This is a genomic window from Stutzerimonas tarimensis, assembly GCF_042648805.1.
Lineage (GTDB): Bacteria > Pseudomonadota > Gammaproteobacteria > Pseudomonadales > Pseudomonadaceae > Azomonas > Azomonas tarimensis.
Genome location: NZ_JBHRXZ010000022.1, coordinates 577,775 through 592,819, shown reverse-complemented (window position 1 = coordinate 592,819; position 15,045 = coordinate 577,775). Strand labels below are relative to the sequence as shown.

The 15,045-nt window shown below is 66.6% G+C and carries 15 protein-coding genes and 3 pseudogenes; 15 read left to right on the top strand and 3 right to left on the bottom strand.

Annotated elements, in window-relative coordinates; genetic code table 11:
- Positions 1-23: 23 nt before the first annotated feature.
- The 7 genes from ACFOMF_RS11925 to ACFOMF_RS11895 all read left to right on the top strand — a co-directional run bounded on the left by ACFOMF_RS11925 (position 24) and on the right by ACFOMF_RS11895 (position 5,934).
- Positions 24-293, top strand: a complete 270-nt coding sequence (locus ACFOMF_RS11925) for a helix-turn-helix transcriptional regulator (protein WP_427197327.1) — start codon at positions 24-26, stop codon at positions 291-293.
- 26 nt (positions 294-319) lie between these two features.
- Positions 320-1,177, top strand: coding sequence for a replication initiator protein A (locus ACFOMF_RS11920; RefSeq protein WP_386365068.1), 858 nt, complete (start codon positions 320-322; stop codon positions 1,175-1,177).
- A gap of 265 nt (positions 1,178-1,442) precedes the next feature.
- Positions 1,443-2,081, top strand: a complete 639-nt coding sequence (gene parA, locus ACFOMF_RS11915; RefSeq protein ID WP_386365066.1) for a ParA family partition ATPase — start codon at positions 1,443-1,445, stop codon at positions 2,079-2,081.
- Positions 2,078-2,341 carry a chromosome partitioning protein ParB gene (locus ACFOMF_RS11910; RefSeq protein WP_386365064.1) on the top strand — a complete coding sequence of 88 codons (264 nt, stop codon included), beginning with the start codon at positions 2,078-2,080 and terminating at the stop codon, positions 2,339-2,341. The genes parA and ACFOMF_RS11910 overlap by 4 nt, the downstream gene beginning before the upstream one ends.
- A complete protein-coding gene (locus ACFOMF_RS11905) occupies positions 2,338-2,895 on the top strand; it encodes a DUF2840 domain-containing protein (protein WP_386365062.1) in 558 nt (185 codons plus the stop codon). Before ACFOMF_RS11910 ends, ACFOMF_RS11905 begins: the two co-directional genes overlap by 4 nt.
- The gene (locus ACFOMF_RS11900; RefSeq protein WP_386365060.1) at positions 2,892-3,491 is read left to right on the top strand and encodes a S26 family signal peptidase; all 600 of its coding nucleotides are present in this window, start codon (positions 2,892-2,894) and stop codon (positions 3,489-3,491) included. Before ACFOMF_RS11905 ends, ACFOMF_RS11900 begins: the two co-directional genes overlap by 4 nt.
- 448 nt (positions 3,492-3,939) lie before the next feature.
- Complete coding sequence (locus ACFOMF_RS11895) at positions 3,940-5,934, top strand: DUF3363 domain-containing protein (protein ID WP_386365058.1); 1,995 nt, start codon at positions 3,940-3,942, stop codon at positions 5,932-5,934.
- On the opposite strand, the gene ACFOMF_RS11890 is transcribed toward ACFOMF_RS11895, so the two are convergent.
- The gene (locus tag ACFOMF_RS11890; RefSeq protein WP_386365056.1) at positions 5,924-6,856 is read right to left on the bottom strand and encodes a LysR family transcriptional regulator; all 933 of its coding nucleotides are present in this window, start codon (positions 6,854-6,856) and stop codon (positions 5,924-5,926) included. The genes ACFOMF_RS11895 and ACFOMF_RS11890 overlap by 11 nt on opposite strands.
- Before the next feature lie 117 nt (positions 6,857-6,973).
- On the opposite strand from ACFOMF_RS11890, the gene ACFOMF_RS11885 reads away from it, so the two are divergent.
- From ACFOMF_RS11885 to ACFOMF_RS11870, 4 genes and pseudogenes are all read left to right on the top strand, one after another.
- Positions 6,974-8,167, top strand: a complete 1,194-nt coding sequence (locus ACFOMF_RS11885; RefSeq protein ID WP_386365053.1) for a serine hydrolase domain-containing protein — start codon at positions 6,974-6,976, stop codon at positions 8,165-8,167.
- Positions 8,168-8,268: 101 nt separating this feature from the next.
- Positions 8,269-9,426 (top strand): MFS transporter, encoded by a 1,158-nt coding sequence (locus ACFOMF_RS11880; RefSeq protein ID WP_386365823.1) that lies wholly within the window; start codon positions 8,269-8,271, stop codon positions 9,424-9,426.
- Positions 9,427-9,474: 48 nt separating this feature from the next.
- Entirely contained in the window at positions 9,475-10,419 is a 945-nt protein-coding gene (locus tag ACFOMF_RS11875; protein ID WP_386365051.1) for a LysR family transcriptional regulator, read from the top strand.
- Positions 10,416-10,676: pseudogene (locus ACFOMF_RS11870) on the top strand (EexN family lipoprotein); the annotation flags it as partial. The gene ACFOMF_RS11875 and the pseudogene ACFOMF_RS11870, both read left to right, overlap by 4 nt.
- Positions 10,677-10,708: 32 nt before the next feature.
- Here the strand turns inward: ACFOMF_RS11870 and ACFOMF_RS11865 are convergent.
- On the bottom strand, positions 10,709-11,623 hold the full coding sequence (locus tag ACFOMF_RS11865; RefSeq protein WP_386365049.1) for a LysR family transcriptional regulator: 915 nt from the start codon (positions 11,621-11,623) through the stop codon (positions 10,709-10,711).
- A gap of 109 nt (positions 11,624-11,732) precedes the next feature.
- Between ACFOMF_RS11865 and ACFOMF_RS11860 the strand changes: the two genes are divergently transcribed.
- Together ACFOMF_RS11860 and ACFOMF_RS11855 are read left to right on the top strand one after the other, a co-directional pair.
- Positions 11,733-12,278 carry an MFS transporter gene (locus tag ACFOMF_RS11860; RefSeq protein WP_386365048.1) on the top strand — a complete coding sequence of 182 codons (546 nt, stop codon included), beginning with the start codon at positions 11,733-11,735 and terminating at the stop codon, positions 12,276-12,278.
- Positions 12,221-12,586, top strand: a pseudogene (locus ACFOMF_RS11855) (DUF3363 domain-containing protein); the annotation flags it as partial. The gene ACFOMF_RS11860 and the pseudogene ACFOMF_RS11855, both read left to right, overlap by 58 nt.
- Before the next feature lie 50 nt (positions 12,587-12,636).
- Here the strand turns inward: ACFOMF_RS11855 and ACFOMF_RS11850 are convergent.
- Positions 12,637-13,284, bottom strand: a complete 648-nt coding sequence (locus ACFOMF_RS11850) for a TetR/AcrR family transcriptional regulator (protein WP_386365046.1) — start codon at positions 13,282-13,284, stop codon at positions 12,637-12,639.
- A gap of 117 nt (positions 13,285-13,401) precedes the next feature.
- Between ACFOMF_RS11850 and ACFOMF_RS11845 the strand changes: the two genes are divergently transcribed.
- Together ACFOMF_RS11845 and ACFOMF_RS18400 are read left to right on the top strand one after the other, a co-directional pair.
- Positions 13,402-14,412: an HlyD family efflux transporter periplasmic adaptor subunit gene (locus ACFOMF_RS11845; RefSeq protein WP_386365044.1), complete on the top strand. Its 1,011-nt coding sequence runs from the start codon at positions 13,402-13,404 to the stop codon at positions 14,410-14,412.
- Positions 14,409-14,891 (top strand): annotated as a pseudogene (locus tag ACFOMF_RS18400) (ABC transporter ATP-binding protein); the annotation flags it as partial. The gene ACFOMF_RS11845 and the pseudogene ACFOMF_RS18400, both read left to right, overlap by 4 nt.
- Positions 14,892-15,045 lie beyond the last annotated feature (154 nt).

The following is a 15,045-nucleotide window of genomic DNA, read 5'->3' as shown; positions in this document are numbered from 1 at the left end:
TACATCCCATGCGACCCGCTCCCTTGCGGCCTGCCGCCGCTGCTGTCGCTGCGCCCGTGCAGCCCCAACGCTACCTGACCAACGACGAAGCCGCCGAATACCTGCGGCTGTCGCCGCGCACGCTGGAGAAACAGCGCGTGATCGGCGGCGGCCCGAAGTTCCGCAAGTTCGGCCGCCGCGTCATGTACGCCGTGAGCGATCTCGATGCCTGGGCCGACCAGCGCAGCTACGAGGCCACGTCCGACCCGGAATATGCCGAGCGTCACGCGGGCGACTACCGTGATGGCCGCTGATCGTCGGCTCGCCGGTGGCCATCGTCATGTCCAGTCCATCGCTGCCGTCGGGGCAGCGATCGCCGCAGCGGGAACAGCTCGACCTGTTCCGCGCGCTGCCGGGCGACGGCATGGCGCCGCGCGACAGCCAGGACTTGATGGCCTTTCCGTTCTTCTCGCTGGCGAAGTCGCGGCGCGTCGCGCCCATCGACTTCCGCAGTGGCAACGTCACCATCCGCGTGGAAGGCACGGCCGAGCACGGCATCGCCACGATATGGGATGCCGACGTGTTGATATGGGCGGCCTCGCAAATCGTGGAGGCACGCGACGCAGGCATTCGCCCGTCGCGCTGGATACACGCCACGCCCTACGAAATCCTGCGCTTCATCGGGCGCGGCACGTCCCTCAACGACTACCAGCGCCTGAAAGCCGCGCTCGACCGGCTGCAATCGACCAGCGTGGCAACGTCCATCCGCGAAACCACCGGGCGGCGCTTGCATCGCTTCTCGTGGATCAACGAATGGAAGGAACTGGCCGACGCCAGCGGCGTGCCACTGGGCATCCAACTGATCCTGCCCGACTGGTTCTATGCCGGCGTGCTCGACGCCGCCCTGGTGCTGACCATCGACCCGGCCTATTTCCGCTTGAAGGGTGGCATCGAACGCTGGCTGTACCGCCTCGTGCGCAAGCACGGCGGGCGGCAGGAACACGGCTGGCAATTCGACTTCCGGCATCTGCACCGCAAGTCGGGCAGCGCGGCGCGCTTCTCGGACTTCGCCTACGACCTGCGCGTCCTGGTGGCGCGGCAGTCGCTGCCCGGCTACGTCCTGGGCATCGAGTCGATGCCAGACGAAAGGCTGCAACTGCTGACCTTCCGGCCCGTGCCGTTCACGGCACGGGGATAACTGCGGGAAAACCTGTGAACGGCCTCGTGCTATCAGGAGTACCGGGTATCGTGCTATCGGGAGTACGCCTATCGTGCTATCAGGAGTACGAAAACGCCGCAAAGCCAATAACGGCGCGGGTTTGCGTCCCCTCTAACTTACCTAACTATAAATCTCTAACTTTTAGTAGAAGCGCGCCGATTCAGTGGACAACCACCGAACGACACGGCGAACGGCGTTTCGCACGGCAGGCAAAGCCTGGCTTTCCAGCGTGGAGGGCCACGCAATGATCGTCGCCTTGCTCAACCAGAAAGGCGGCGTCGGCAAGACCACGCTCGCCACGCACATCGCCGGCGAACTGGCGATGCGCGGGCAGTCGGTCATCCTGCTGGATGCTGACCCGCAAGGTTCATCGCTGGACTGGACGCAACGCAGAAGCCAGCAAGGCTTGCCACGGCTGTTCAGCGCCGTGGGCCTGGCCCGCGAAACGCTGCACCAGGAAGCGCCAGAACTCGCCCGCCGCGCAGATCACGTCATCATCGACGGGCCGCCGCGCATCGCCGCCTTGGCGCGCTCCGCGTTGCTGGCGGCCGGGCGCGTGCTGATCCCCGTGCAGCCCAGCCCCTACGACCTGTGGGCCAGCGCCGAGATGGTCGCGCTGATCCGCGAAGCCCAGGTATTCAGGCCAGCGCTGCGCGCGGCCTTCGTCATCAACCGGCGCGTCAGCACCACCATCATCGGCCGCGAGGCGCGGCAATCGCTGGCCGAACAGCCGCTGCCGGCGCTGCGCGCCGAGGTGCGCCAGCGCATCGTCTTCGCCGACAGCGTGGCCGCTGGCCGGCTCGCCCGCGAGACGGCGCCAGACAGCGCCGCCGCACGCGAAATCGCCGCGCTCACCGATGAACTGCTGCGGTGGCCGACATGAGCGGCCCGCGCAGCAAGCGCGTCGGCATCGGCGCACGTCCGCCCGCGAATCCGCACGCCGAGGCGTGGATTCGCCAGGGCGATGCCGATGCGCTCAACAAAGGCGACCTTTACACGGCTCGCCTGACGCTCGACGTGACGCCCGCGCTGCGCGCGCGCATCAAGATCGCCGCCTTCGGCCAGGGCGTGACCGTGACCGAACTGCTGCGCGGCCTGCTGGAGCGGGAGTTTCCCGACAAGCGCCCGGAGAACCTGCCATGAACGCATCCGCCTTGCCTGCCGCTCACGCGGCGACGGCTGCACCGGCTGCTGCGCCGCCGCCTTCGCTTTCGACGCTCGCCGGCCAGGCTGGCAACGTGCCGCTGACTCACGTATCGCTCGCCTACATCGAACCGCGCTTCAAGCTCTACCTGCGTTTCGGCGAACCGGCGCGCACGCTGCGGCTCGACCGCTGGCGGCGCTGCGCGGTGTTCCTGCCGCGTGCAATGTTCTGCCGCGTGCGCTGGGAAGCAAACGACTACGGCACGATCCGCTGGCAGCTCATGGTGATGCAAGCCGCCACGCCGCTGGACGACATGCAGCGCATTCCCGGCGTGCGGCCGGGCGCACGCCTGCTGCTGCACGCCGAAGGCGAGAACGCGGTGCGTGCCGTGCTGGAATGCATCGACGGCATCGACGCGCAGGGCATCGCCGCCATTGACGTGTCGCCCGCGTACTGGCGCACGCTGGGCAACCGTCTGGCGGCCCGCCTGCCTCTGCCCGAATACAACGCCGAGCGGCACACCGCCTGGCTGGCTGGAAGGGCGCTGCCATGACGACCCAATCCAACACCACATGCACGCACGAAGCCACGCCGCATCCTCGCTCGCGCCTGCGCGTTCGCATCGTGCTGGCGGGCTCCGCCGCCGTCGGCCTTGCTGCGCTGACCTGGGCGGCGTTCGTGCAACCGCTGCCGCGCCTGACCTACAACCCGTCCGACAGCGTGCCGGTCGGCTGGTATCGCGTGCAGCCGCTTGACTATCGGGCCGCCTCACTTCCACGTCGGCTGGAAGTAGGCAGCATCGTTCTGACCCGCTTGCCTGCCGACGCTGCCGCGCTCGCTGCGCAGCGCGGCTACCTGCCGGCTCACGTCCCGCTGCTCAAACGTGTGGGCGCGGTCGCGCCGCAACACGTCTGCCTCGTCGCCGGGCAGGTACGCATCGACGGCATGCCTTCGGCCGCCGCGCTACCTGCCGACCGGCTGGGCCGGCCGCTGCCATCCTTGCAGCTTTGCCGCCGCCTCGAACCGGGCGAGCTGTTCCTGTTGAGCGTGACCAATCCGGCATCGTTCGACAGCCGCTATTACGGCCCGGTCAGCGCGTCCGCCGTGATCGGCGTCGCGCATCTGGTCTGGCTGGAGACGCGCCCATGAAGGCCGCCGATTCGCTGCACGTTGCCGTGCATCTCATCCTGCCATCGGGCATGCCGTTCCGGCTGCTGCCGCCGTGTCGTCGCGCGTGCAGCGCGGGCGCATTCGCGCCGCGTCTCGCGCAACATCCGGCGCAGCCATCCAGCGTGCAGGCGTCTTGCCTCGAACGCGCCCGGCCTGCGGCCATTGGCGCGTTCGCCGGCGGGCTGACTGCAAGCAGCACAGCGCCGCCGGGCCGCCGACGCCCGGAGCGACAGCGAAGGGCAAAGGCGGAAGGCAAGACAAAAGGACGCGGCACCGGGCCGCGTCGAAAGCCAGTCTGCACATGGGGGTGGCGCGGCACGGAGCGGCTTCGCCGCCGTGCCGCGTGGGGCGCGAGGCCCGCGCCAATGCAGGCATGTCCGCGTGCTTCGCACGACAGGACACGCCAGAGCTTGCAGGGAACGCGGCCATGACCGACCGCCGAGACGACGATTTCCGCGTGCGCCCCAGCGCCCCGAAGAACCAGGGCAAGGGCCAGGGCCAGAGCTTCGTTTCCAAGGTGCTCAAGCAGGCGGGCAAGGCCAGCGGCGGCAAGTCCTCGATGCGCCACTCCGCAGGCAGTGGCAGCGGCGCACGAGCCGGCCAGCGGCCCGGCTCACGGCTTGGGCGCGGCCACACGGCGGCGCGTTTCGCCGGGGCGAAGCTGACCCCCATGTCGCGGCGCGTGACCATCAAGACGCTGCTGGTCAACCAGCGCAACGCCAGCCCGCAATCGCTCGCCAAGCATCTGCGCTACATCGAGCGCGACGGCGCGGGCCGCGATGGCGAACCGGGCCGGGCCTACGGGCCGCAGACCGACGAAGCCGACCTCGATGACTTCAAGGAGCGGGCCGCTGACGACCGGCATCATTTCCGTTTCATCGTCGCACCGGAGGACGGCGCCGAACTGGACGACCTGCGCACCTACACCAGGCATCTGGTGAACCGCATGGAAGCCGACCTGGGCACGCGGCTGGATTGGGTGGCGGTCGATCACTGGAACACCGACAACCCGCACACGCATTTGATCGTGCGCGGACGCGACGACATCGGCAAAGACCTCATCATCGCGGGCGACTACATCGCCCACGGCTTCCGTCACCGGGCCGCCGAGTTGGCGACGGAATGGCTTGGGCCGCGTACCGAACTGGAGATCCAGCAGACCTTGCAGCGCGAGGTGGAGCAAGAGCGGTGGACGAGCCTCGACCGCAGGTTGCAGTGCGAGGCCGGCGACGATGGCCGGGTGCAGATCGAACGCTTCAACGAACCCCGGCTGCAACGCCAGCGCCTGCTGCTGATCGGCCGCCTGCAACGCTTGCAGCGCCTGGGCCTGGCCGACGAGACGCAGCCCGGCACCTGGGCCGTCCATGCGGACGCGGAGAAGACCTTGCGCGCCCTGGGCGAGCGTGGCGACATCATCCGCACCATGCAGCGGGCCATGAGCGGCCAGCCGCGCGAGCTGGCGGTGTTCGAGCCGGGCGACGACGGCCGCACCATCGTCGGCCGCGTCGCTGCCAAGGGGCTGGCCGACGAACTGCACGACCGCGGCTATCTGGTCATCGAGGGCATTGACGGCAAGGCCCACTACGTTGCCTTAAACGCCCGCGACGAGCTGGCGAGCTACCCCACCGGCGCGGTGGTGGAGGTGCGCGGTTCCGCCGAGGTGCGGGCGGCCGACAAGAACATCGCCGCGCTGGCGAACGATGGCCTGTATCGCGCCGACCATCACCTGGCGATCGAGCAAGGCCGAGCCAAGGCCGGCCGCGACCCGCAGGAGGTCATCGCAGCCCATGTTCGCCGGCTGGAAGCCCTGCGCCGTGCCGGCATCGTGGAGCGAGTGGCCGAGGGCTTATGGAAGGTGCCGGACGACCTGGCCGAGCGTGGTCGCCAGTACGACGCGCAGCGGCTGGGCGGTGTGGCCGTGGAGCTGAAATCGCACCTGCCCATCGAACGGCAGGCGCGCGTCATCGGCGCGACCTGGCTGGATCAGCAGTTGATCGGCGGCGGCAAGGGGCTGGGCGACCTGGGCTTTGGTGGCGACACCAAGCAAGCCTTGCAGCAGCGCGCCGACTTCCTCGAAGAACAGGGGCTGGCCCAGCGGCGCGGCCAGCGCGTGATCCTCGCCCGCAACCTGCTGGGCACGCTGCGCAATCGGGAACTGGCGCAGTCCGCGCAGGACATTGCCGCCGAAACCGGCCTGGAGCATCGGCCCGTCACGAACGGGCAGCGCGTGGCCGGCATCTACCGGCGCTCCGTCATGCTCGCCAGCGGGCGCTACGCGATGCTCGATGACGGCAAGGGATTCAGCCTGGTGCCGTGGCGGCCGGTGATCGAACAGCGGCTGGGGCAGCAGATCGCCGCGACGGTGCGCGGCGACGGGGTGTCGTGGGAAGTTGGACGAGCACGCGGCCCCTCTATCGGCTGACCAGGCGTCGGGGTTTGGTCTTGGGCTTGTCCAGAGAAGCCGGAAACACACGAGCGCACAGGAAATCGACGAAGGCCCTGACCTTCGGCGAGGGATGCTTGCTGGCTGGCCAGAGCACGTGGAAAACGCCAGCGCGCTCTGCATGATCGGCCAGAACGGCGCGCAGCCGCCCATCCGCCAGAGGCTCCCTGATTGAGAACTCCGGCAGGTAGGCGATGCCCAAGCCCTGCAACGCAAAGCACACGCGCGTCTCGATGTTGTTGCAGATCATCGAGGTCGGCAGCGTCAGCTCGGGCTCACCCGCAGCGCGGCGCAACGCCCACAGCTCCAGCTTGCCGCTATTGGGGAAGCGGTAGTGCAGGCAGGTGTGCTCCAGCAGATCGGCAGGCACTTTGGGCGTACCTCGCCGCGCCAGATAGTCGGGCGAAGCGACAAGCATCGAGCGGAAGGAGCCAAGCCGGCGGGCGGACAGGCGCGAGTCGGTCGGATCGCCCGTTCTGACTACGGCATCGAAACCTTCCTCGATCACATCGACCAGCCGGTCGGTGAAATCCAGGTCCAGCTCGATTTCCGGGTACTCGCGCATGAACTCGCCGAGCACGGGCAGCACCAGTGAGCTGACCAGAGGCAAGCTGACTCGCAGGCGGCCACGCGGCGCAGCCGTCGCCTGCGACAGTTCCAGTTCCGCCGCCTCGATTTCGGCGAGGATGCGGCGACTGCGCTCCAGGAACAGCGTGCCTTCGGCCGTGAGCGTGACGCTGCGCGTGCTGCGGTGGAACAGGCGCACCCCCAGTTTTTCTTCCAGCCGCGCCACGCTCTTGCCGACGGCGGATGCCGACACGCCCAGCAGCCGACCGGCCGCAACGAAGCTGCGTGTTTCAGCCACTTGGACGAACACCACGAAGCCGTTGAGGCTATCCATCAGAGCACCTCTATTGCGGACATAAAGTTCCGCTCAAAAAGGAACTGTACCCTACTTTTTCTTTAATCGCAGGCTTTTTATCGTGACAGGTAAGTCCATTGATGAAAGGAATTACCCGTGGCGACTTCCGCAATTCCGCTACGCACCGGCGTCCCGCCAGCGCATCTGTCAGCTCGCATCCAGATCGCTGTTCAACAGGCGCTGGACCAGCGGCGTCTGGTCGGTGCGGTGGTGCTGGTGGCCCGCGATGGTGAGCTGATCCATCACCAGGCTGCCGGCTGGGCCGACCGTGAAAGCCGTCGGGCGATGACCGTGGACGCAGTCTTTCGTCTGGCGTCCGTGAGCAAGCCCATCGTCTCCACGGCAGCACTGGTATTGGTCGCTCAAGGGCGCCTCGACCTTGACGACAGCATCGACCGTTGGTTGCCCGAGTTCCGGCCGAATCTGGCTGACGGTCGTCCTGCGCGGATCACGGTACGGCAACTGCTCAGCCATACGGCCGGACTGGGCTATCGCTTCTTCGAGGCCGATGCGGATGGTCCCTATGCACGGGCCGACGTGTCGGATGGCATGGATGCGTCCGGTATCAGCCTGGGGGAGAACCTGCGTCGCATCGCCACCGTGCCGCTGCTGTACGAACCGGGCACGGCTTGGGGCTACTCGTTGGCAACCGACGTGCTGGGTGCCTTGATCGAGCAGGTGTATGGCGAGCCACTGGACGCGGCCGTGGGCCAGCTCGTGACTGGCCCGCTGGGCATGACGGATACCGGCTTTATCGCGCTGGATGCGCAGCGCGTGGCGACCGCCTATGTGAATGACGCGGCTCAGCCGCACCCACTGGCGGAAGGCGAAACGGTTTCGCCATTCGAGGGGACGGTCGGTATCCCCTACAGCCCTGCGCGCATCTTCGATCCGCAGGCATTTCCCTCTGGTGGCGCGGGCATGGCAGGCACGGCAGGCGACTTCCTGCGTCTGCTGGAAGCCTTGCGCCAAGGATGCGGCGTCCTGCTGCCCAGCGAACTGGTCGCGGAAATGGAGCGGGACCAGACGAAAGGCCGTGAACTGCCGGCTGCGCCGGGGTTCGGCTTCGGTCTGGGATTCTCGGTCCTGCGCGACCGGAAACTGGCGATGTCGCCCGAGTCCGAGGGGACTTGGCGTTGGGGCGGCGCCTACGGTCATTCATGGTTCGTGGACCGGGCGCAAGGGCTCAGCGTGGTCGCCTTCACCAACACCTTGTACGAAGGTATGTCCGGCCGCTTCGTCAACGATCTGCGTGATGCGGTCTATGGTGCGTTGGAGGTCGGGCGATGAATTCGGCCTCTACGAACAGCGAAATCCGTTCTCAGGAACGCAATGGCATTCCTTCGAGCGACCACGATCGCTTGCCTCTGGCCGCGCTGCTGGCGTTGGCTATGGCGGCCTTCATCACGATCCTGACCGAAGCGCTGCCTGCTGGCCTGCTACCACAGATGGCGCAAAGCTTGGCCGTCTCCGAGGCACTGGTCGGCCAACTCGTCACCATCTATGCGATTGGCTCGCTGGTTGCCGCCATTCCACTGACGACGGCGACGCAGGGTTGGCGGCGCCGGCCGTTGCTGCTGATCGCCATCAGCGGCTTCGCCGTCGTCAATACGGTGACAGCCTTCTCCGACAGCTACGCCGTCACACTCGTCGCCCGCTTCTTCGCCGGTGTATTTGCGGGGCTGCTTTGGGCGTTGGTGGCCGGCTATGCAGCCCGCATGGTGCCCGAGCACTTGAAGGGCCGCGCCATCGCGATCGCTATGGCGGGCACACCAATCGCGCTTTCGCTCGGCATTCCAGCCGGCACCTTCCTGGGCGCGGCCTTCGGCTGGCGCGTGACCTTCGGCCTCATGAGCGCGCTGACCGTGATTCTCGTGTTCTGGGTGATCGCAAAGGTGCCGGACTTCCCTGGACAGGCGCGCGGGAAGGGGTTTGCGCTCAGGACGGTTTTCACTCTGCCGGGAATTCGACCGGTTCTGTTCGTCACACTCGCCTATGTGCTGGCCCACAACATCCTCTACACCTACATTGCGCCCTTTCTCGTCCCAGCCGGCATCGCGGACCGGATCGATCTCGTCCTGCTGGTCTTTGGTGTAGCGGCGCTACTGGGCATCTGGATCGTCGGCGTTCTGATCGACCGCTGGTTGCGTGAATTGGTACTGGTCAGCACGGCGCTGTTCGCGCTTTCCGCGCTGGCACTCGGCATTGCCGGCACCACACCGGCCGTCGTCTATGCGTCCGTCGCCGTCTGGGGGCTGGCCTTTGGCGGCGCGGCAACGCTGTTCCAGACGGCTTCCGCCAAGACGGCGGGGGAAGCCACCGACGTGGCGCAATCCATGATCGTCACGGTCTGGAACATCGCCATTGCCGGTGGCGGAATCGTCGGCGGCATCCTGCTCGAAACTTTTGGCGTGTCCGCCTTCCCTTGGGGCGTACTGATCCTGCTCGTTGCCGCTCTGGCGATCGCCGGGGCTGCCGGTTCGCATGGATTCCCGTCATCGAAACGCGCGTCGGTCGCAGATCAACCCAACAACTTTCATGAAGGGTGAATCATGAACTGTTGTAAGCCAATCAAATGAACGACGGAGGCCGGCCTCATGGAACTGAGACATTTGCGCTGCTTCCTGGCCGTCGCCGAAGAACTCCACTTCGCCCGCGCAGCGGAGAAGCTGCACATCGAACAGTCGCCGCTGTCGCGCGCCATCAAGGAACTGGAGGAAGAACTGGGCGTGGTGCTGTTCGCCCGCACCACGCGCAGCACACGGCTTACCCGCGCGGGCAAGCTGTTCCTGGAACACGTGCCGCGCGTGTTTACCACCTTGCAGCAGGCACGAGATAGCGTGAAAGCGGCGGCCAATGGCTTCCACGGCCAGTTGCGCATCGCGTTGTCCGACGGCATCACGCCGTCGCGCCTGCCAGCCCTGTTGGCGCTGTGTCGGCAGGAAGAACCCGAAGTCGAAATCCGCCTGACCGAAGTGCCGCTGGCGCAGCAGATCAAGGGCCTGCACGACGATCTATACGACGTGGGCTTTGCCCGTGCCGATGAAGTCGGCGATGGCATCGTCGCCTTGCCCGTCTGGAACGATCCGCTGATGGTGGCCGTGCCCGCACGGCATCCCTTGCTGGCCCACAAACGCATCCCGCTCGAAGAACTACTGCGCTACCCGCTGGTGCTGTGTGATCAGCAGGCGTGCGAGGGCCATTCGCGGCAGGTGGATCGCGTGCTGCGCCGCGTGGACATGGAGCCGCTGGTGGCCGAGCGGGTAGCAACCTGCGACCTGATGATGGCGCTGGTATCGGCGGGCTTCGCCCTGGGCCTGACGGGGGCCGCGCACATCGAGGCCAGCCGGGAACAGGGTGTCGTCGCGCGGCCGTTGGTCGGCCGCTCGCCGATGCTCACGACCTACCTGCTGCGCGTGGATAGCGAACCTTCGGAAACGCTGGCCCGCTTCATCGAGCGCGTACAGGCCATCGAATTTCCCGAAGGCACCAGCCCTGCGCCAAGCCATATTCCCGATCCCACCGAGGAACCCCAGCCATGAAGAAGGCAATGCCGCTTTTGCTGGCCGTGGTACTGACCGCCTGCGGACAATCCGAAACTCCCAAGCAGGCCGGCATGCCAACCGTTGAAGAATTGGCATCCGATCCTGCACGCCTGAAAGAACTACGCCAACAGTGCAAGACGGATCGCGCCACGCTGGGCGACGTGCTGTGCAACCGGGTGGCCGAAGCTACGCGCAAGCGGTTCTATGGCGACGGCAAGGTGCCCTATACGCCGCCGGAGAATCCGCCCAAGTTCTGCCGTGGGCGGATGGCCGTCCTGCTGATGGATCAAGCCCAGTCCTGCGCGACCCGTTCGGCCAGGAAATCGAGCAGCACCCTGACCCTGGCCGGCACATGGCGGCCGGGGCCGACGAACACCGCATGGATGTCTTCCACGGCACCGCAGTCGTGGTTTTCCAGCAAGGGCACCAGCCGGCCGGCGGCAAGATCGGCTGCGACGTGGTAACGCGTCAGGCGGGCGACACCGGCCCCGGCCAGCACCATCTGGCGCATGCTCTCGCCATCGCCCAGGCGCAGGTCGCCCGACGGTGCGATGGCGATGTGCGCGCCATCACCGTCGATGAAGGGCCAGGCATCCACATGCCGGGCGTAGTTGAAGCCCAGGCGCCGGTACTGGTGCAGGTCTTCGGGCCGTTCGGGAGTGCCGGCGCGCCGCAGATAGTCCGGCGAGGCGACCACCACCAGGCCGCTGGCGCCGAGCCGGCGCTGGGTCAGACGCGAATCGGGCAGCGGCCCGGTGCGGATCGCCACGTCGCTGCGATCGTCCAGCAGATCGACCACGATGTCGCTCAGCGTCACGTCCAGTTGAACGTCCGGGAAGCGTTCCAGAAATTCCGACAGGCGCGGCAGCAGGTAATGGACGCCGAAGGCCACATGGCTGTTGATCCGCACGCGCCCGCGTGGCGATCCCACCTGTGCGGCCTCGTGCTCGGCGCAGTCGATGTCGTCGAGGATGCGCAGGCAGCGTTCATGGAAGGCGCTGCCTTCGGGCGTGAGTTGCAGCTTGCGTGTGGTGCGATGCAGCAGCTTTGTCCCCAGGCGCGTTTCCAGCCGATTGATGAGCTTGCTGACGGCAGAGGCCGTCATGCCCAACGGCTCGGCGGCCGCAGTGAAGCCTTCGGCGGCGACCACCGCGATGAACACTTCCATCTCGAAGGCGCGGTTGATGTTTTGCCGAGACATTCAAGGAATCCATTTCAATGATGAATTGAACTAAAGCATCTATTTCATCATAGCTGTTGCTCCTACGCTTCGGAAGGCTCGATCCAATTCATCTATTCTGGAGTGCTTGATGGCCGTTTCCACCCAGCGCGGCACCTTGCCCGCCTTGCTGTCCATGATGGTCGGTGGCTTCGCCATCGGCACCACCGAATACGCAAGCGTCGGCGTGCTGCCGCAGATCGCCGACGATTTCGGCGTTAACCTGGCGCGGGCCGGTCTGGTCGTTAGCGGCTATGCGCTGGGCGTCAGCTTCGGATCGCCGATCCTCGCGGCTCTGACGGGAAACCTGTCGCGCAAGACGCTGATGCTGGCGGTCATGGCCTTGTTCGTCCTGGCCAATGCGGCTGCGGCGTTGAGCGCGAGCTATACGTTTCTCATCGTCGCGCGCATCGTGTCGGCCTTGCCGCATGGCATCTTCTTCGGCGTCGGCGCAGCGATCGCCGCGAGTTTCGTGGCGGAAGACCAGCGCCTGGGCTGGCCGATGGCCTACTGGTTCGTCGCGGCCATCGGTCTGGTGTCGCTGCTGGCGATGGCGGCCACCTTGCCGCGCAGGATCGACATCGCGCCGACTTCCTTGCCGAACAAGGGCTGGCCGAACGGCGCGGGCAGCGCGTGATCCTCGCCCGCAATCTGCTGGGGACGCTGCGCGATCGGGAACTGGCGCAGGCCGCGAAGGACATTGCCGCCGACACTGGCCTGGAGCATCGGCCGGCAGCAGACGGGCAGCGCGTGGGCGGCATTTACCGGCGCAGCATCATGCTCGCCAGCGGTCGCTACGCGATGCTCGATGACGGCATGGGATTCAGCTTGGTGCCGTGGCGGCCGGTGATCGAACAGCGGCTGGGCCAGCAACTCGCCGCGACGGTACGCGGTGGCGGGGTGTCGTGGGAGATCGGGCGGCAGAGAGGCCTATCGGTGTCGTGAGCGATGAATGCATCTGCATCGCGTCGGCATTGTTTGCGAAGTGACAGGCCTCAGCGTTGCCGAGCGCTACGCTCAGCCAGCAATCCCGCCACTGCAAACCGCTTCAAATGCGCGGCCAGTTCTTCCACCGGCTGCGAGAGCAGCGCCTGGAATGGGTTGGGCGTATCGCGGTCGATCACCAGCAGCATCAGGCAGGGTGCCATGATGCTGACCACGCAGCGCGCCAGCGCCGGGTCGCCTGGGGGGATGCCGGTAATGTCGCCAAGTATGTCCGCAACCAGCCGGAATTTGGGCATCACGCCTTCGCCGATGAGGCTGGCGAAATGCGGCGAGGGTGCCAGGACTTCCCGTGCGCAGACACGGTTGTGCCAACCCTTGTCATCGAACAGGCTGGCCACCATGCCGTCGATGAAGGCTTCCAGCTTCTGCTGCGGTGACAGGACAGACTGCGCCAGCGCGGTCAAGTCCTCAAGGCTGACGAAATGCTTGTGACCTTCATGCAGGACGGCGCGATAGAGGCCATCGCGGTTGCCGAAGTGATAGTTGATCGCGGCCAGGTCGGTGCCTGCCGCTTCGCAGATGGCCTTGCTGGCCGCTCCGGCATAGCCGCATTCGGCGAACAGGCGGCCGGCGGCATCCAGCAGCTTGGCGCGGGTGCTATCGCCGTCTGTGCGTGGGGCGCGGCGGGGTTTGCTCATCGGCCGTTTATTGGGTGATTCATCGACATATTCGTAGTGTCACCTGAAAATAGTTCAAATTCAATTTGAATTTAAGCTATAGTGAGTCCATCACGCACTCGTCCAGGGAGTCCGATCATGAAAAAGCGGGTCATCGCAGGAGTCGTCGCATTGGCCCTCGTGGGGGCTGGAGCCTGGTGGATGACCCGTTCCACAGTACCCGGCGACGCGCTGGTGCTGTATGGCAATGTCGATGTCCGCCAGGTCTCGCTCGCCTTCGGCGGCAGCGAGCGCATCCACGAATTGCGCGCCGAGGAAGGCGACCGGGTGCAGCCCGGACAGGTGTTGGCCGTGCTCGACACCCGCACGCTCGCCTTGCAGGTAGAGCAAGCCCGCGCTGCGGTCGAAGCCCAGGAGCAAGCGCTGCTGCGCCTGCGCAACGGCTCTCGGCCGGAGGAAATCGGCCAGGCGCAGGCCCGTGCAGAGGCGGCGGCAGCCGATACGGTTCTCGCCCAACAGGAATTGAACCGTTTGCGCAACATCGCTCAGGACACCGATGGCCGCGCAGTCAGCCGACAGGAACTCGAACAGGCCGCCGCCCGGCTACGGGTGGCGCTTGCTCAAAAGCAGGATGCCAGCAAGGCGCTGGAACTGACACGACTGGGGCCACGGGACGAAGACATCGCGCAGGCCGAGGCGCTACTGCGCGCGACACGTGCGGAACTGGCGTTGCTGGAGCATCGTCTGGCGCAAGCCGAATTGAAGGCGCCTGCCGCCGCAGTGATCCGCTCGCGCTTGCTGGAGGTCGGCGACATGGCCTCGCCGCAGAAGCCGGTCTTCGCGTTGGCGCTGGCCGATCCGAAGTGGATACGTGCCTATATCACCGAACCGCAGTTGGGCCATGTGCGTGCCGGCATGCCGGCGCGGGTCAGCACCGACAGCCATCCCGATCAAGCCATCGACGGGACGGTGGGATATATCTCGTCGGTGGCCGAGTTCACCCCGAAATCGGTGCAGACCGAGGAGTTGCGCACCAGCCTGGTCTACGAGATTCGCGTGCGCGTTCAGGATACCGACGACCGCCTGCGCCTGGGTATGCCGGCCACCGTGACGCTGGCGCTCGACGCGCCGCGAGGCAGGCACCCATGACGGCGGCGCCGGTGGTACAGGCGCGTGGCCTGGTCAAATCGTTCAGCGGTGTCCCGGCGCTCGATGGCGTTGCACTGGACATCCCGGCCGGCCGCCTGACGGCGCTGGTCGGCCCCGACGGCGCGGGCAAGACCACGCTGCTGCGGCTGGTCGCCGGGCTGATGCGGCCGGGCGCGGGTTCGCTGCATGTGCTGGGCCTGGACGTGGCCGCGCAGCCGCAGGCGGTGCAGGACCGCATCGGCTACATGCCGCAGCGCTTCGGTCTCTACGAGGATCTGAGCGTGCAGGAAAACCTCGACCTGTACGCCGATCTGCACGGCGTGGCCCCGGCGCAGCGGCGCGAGCGTTTCGCGCGCCTGCTGGCGATGACCGACCTGGCCCGCTTCACCGGACGGCTTGCCGGCCAGCTCTCCGGCGGCATGAAGCAGAAGCTGGGGCTGGCCTGCACCCTGGTGCGCTCGCCCGATCTGTTGCTGCTGGACGAGCCCACCGTTGGCGTCGATCCGCTGTCGCGCCGCGAGCTGTGGCAGATCGTGCAGCAACTGGTGGCAGACGAACGGCTCAGCGTCGTCGTGAGCACCGCTTATCTGGACGAGGCCGAGCGCTGCGCCCAGGTGTTCGTGCTGCACCAGG

Coding starts and splice junctions, on each gene's coding strand:
- ACFOMF_RS11860 (WP_386365048.1), top strand. CDS start 11,733: ATGGCCGTTTCCACCCAGCGCGGCACCTTGCCCGCCTTGCTGTCCATG.
- ACFOMF_RS11900 (WP_386365060.1), top strand. CDS start 2,892: ATGACGACCCAATCCAACACCACATGCACGCACGAAGCCACGCCGCAT.
- ACFOMF_RS11865 (WP_386365049.1), bottom strand. CDS start 11,623: ATGTCTCGGCAAAACATCAACCGCGCCTTCGAGATGGAAGTGTTCATC.
- ACFOMF_RS11905 (WP_386365062.1), top strand. CDS start 2,338: ATGAACGCATCCGCCTTGCCTGCCGCTCACGCGGCGACGGCTGCACCG.
- ACFOMF_RS11880 (WP_386365823.1), top strand. CDS start 8,269: ATGGCGGCCTTCATCACGATCCTGACCGAAGCGCTGCCTGCTGGCCTG.
- ACFOMF_RS11920 (WP_386365068.1), top strand. CDS start 320: ATGTCCAGTCCATCGCTGCCGTCGGGGCAGCGATCGCCGCAGCGGGAA.
- ACFOMF_RS11890 (WP_386365056.1), bottom strand. CDS start 6,856: ATGGATAGCCTCAACGGCTTCGTGGTGTTCGTCCAAGTGGCTGAAACA.
- ACFOMF_RS11910 (WP_386365064.1), top strand. CDS start 2,078: ATGAGCGGCCCGCGCAGCAAGCGCGTCGGCATCGGCGCACGTCCGCCC.
- ACFOMF_RS11895 (WP_386365058.1), top strand. CDS start 3,940: ATGACCGACCGCCGAGACGACGATTTCCGCGTGCGCCCCAGCGCCCCG.
- ACFOMF_RS11845 (WP_386365044.1), top strand. CDS start 13,402: ATGAAAAAGCGGGTCATCGCAGGAGTCGTCGCATTGGCCCTCGTGGGG.
- ACFOMF_RS11850 (WP_386365046.1), bottom strand. CDS start 13,284: ATGAGCAAACCCCGCCGCGCCCCACGCACAGACGGCGATAGCACCCGC.
- parA (WP_386365066.1), top strand. CDS start 1,443: ATGATCGTCGCCTTGCTCAACCAGAAAGGCGGCGTCGGCAAGACCACG.
- ACFOMF_RS11875 (WP_386365051.1), top strand. CDS start 9,475: ATGGAACTGAGACATTTGCGCTGCTTCCTGGCCGTCGCCGAAGAACTC.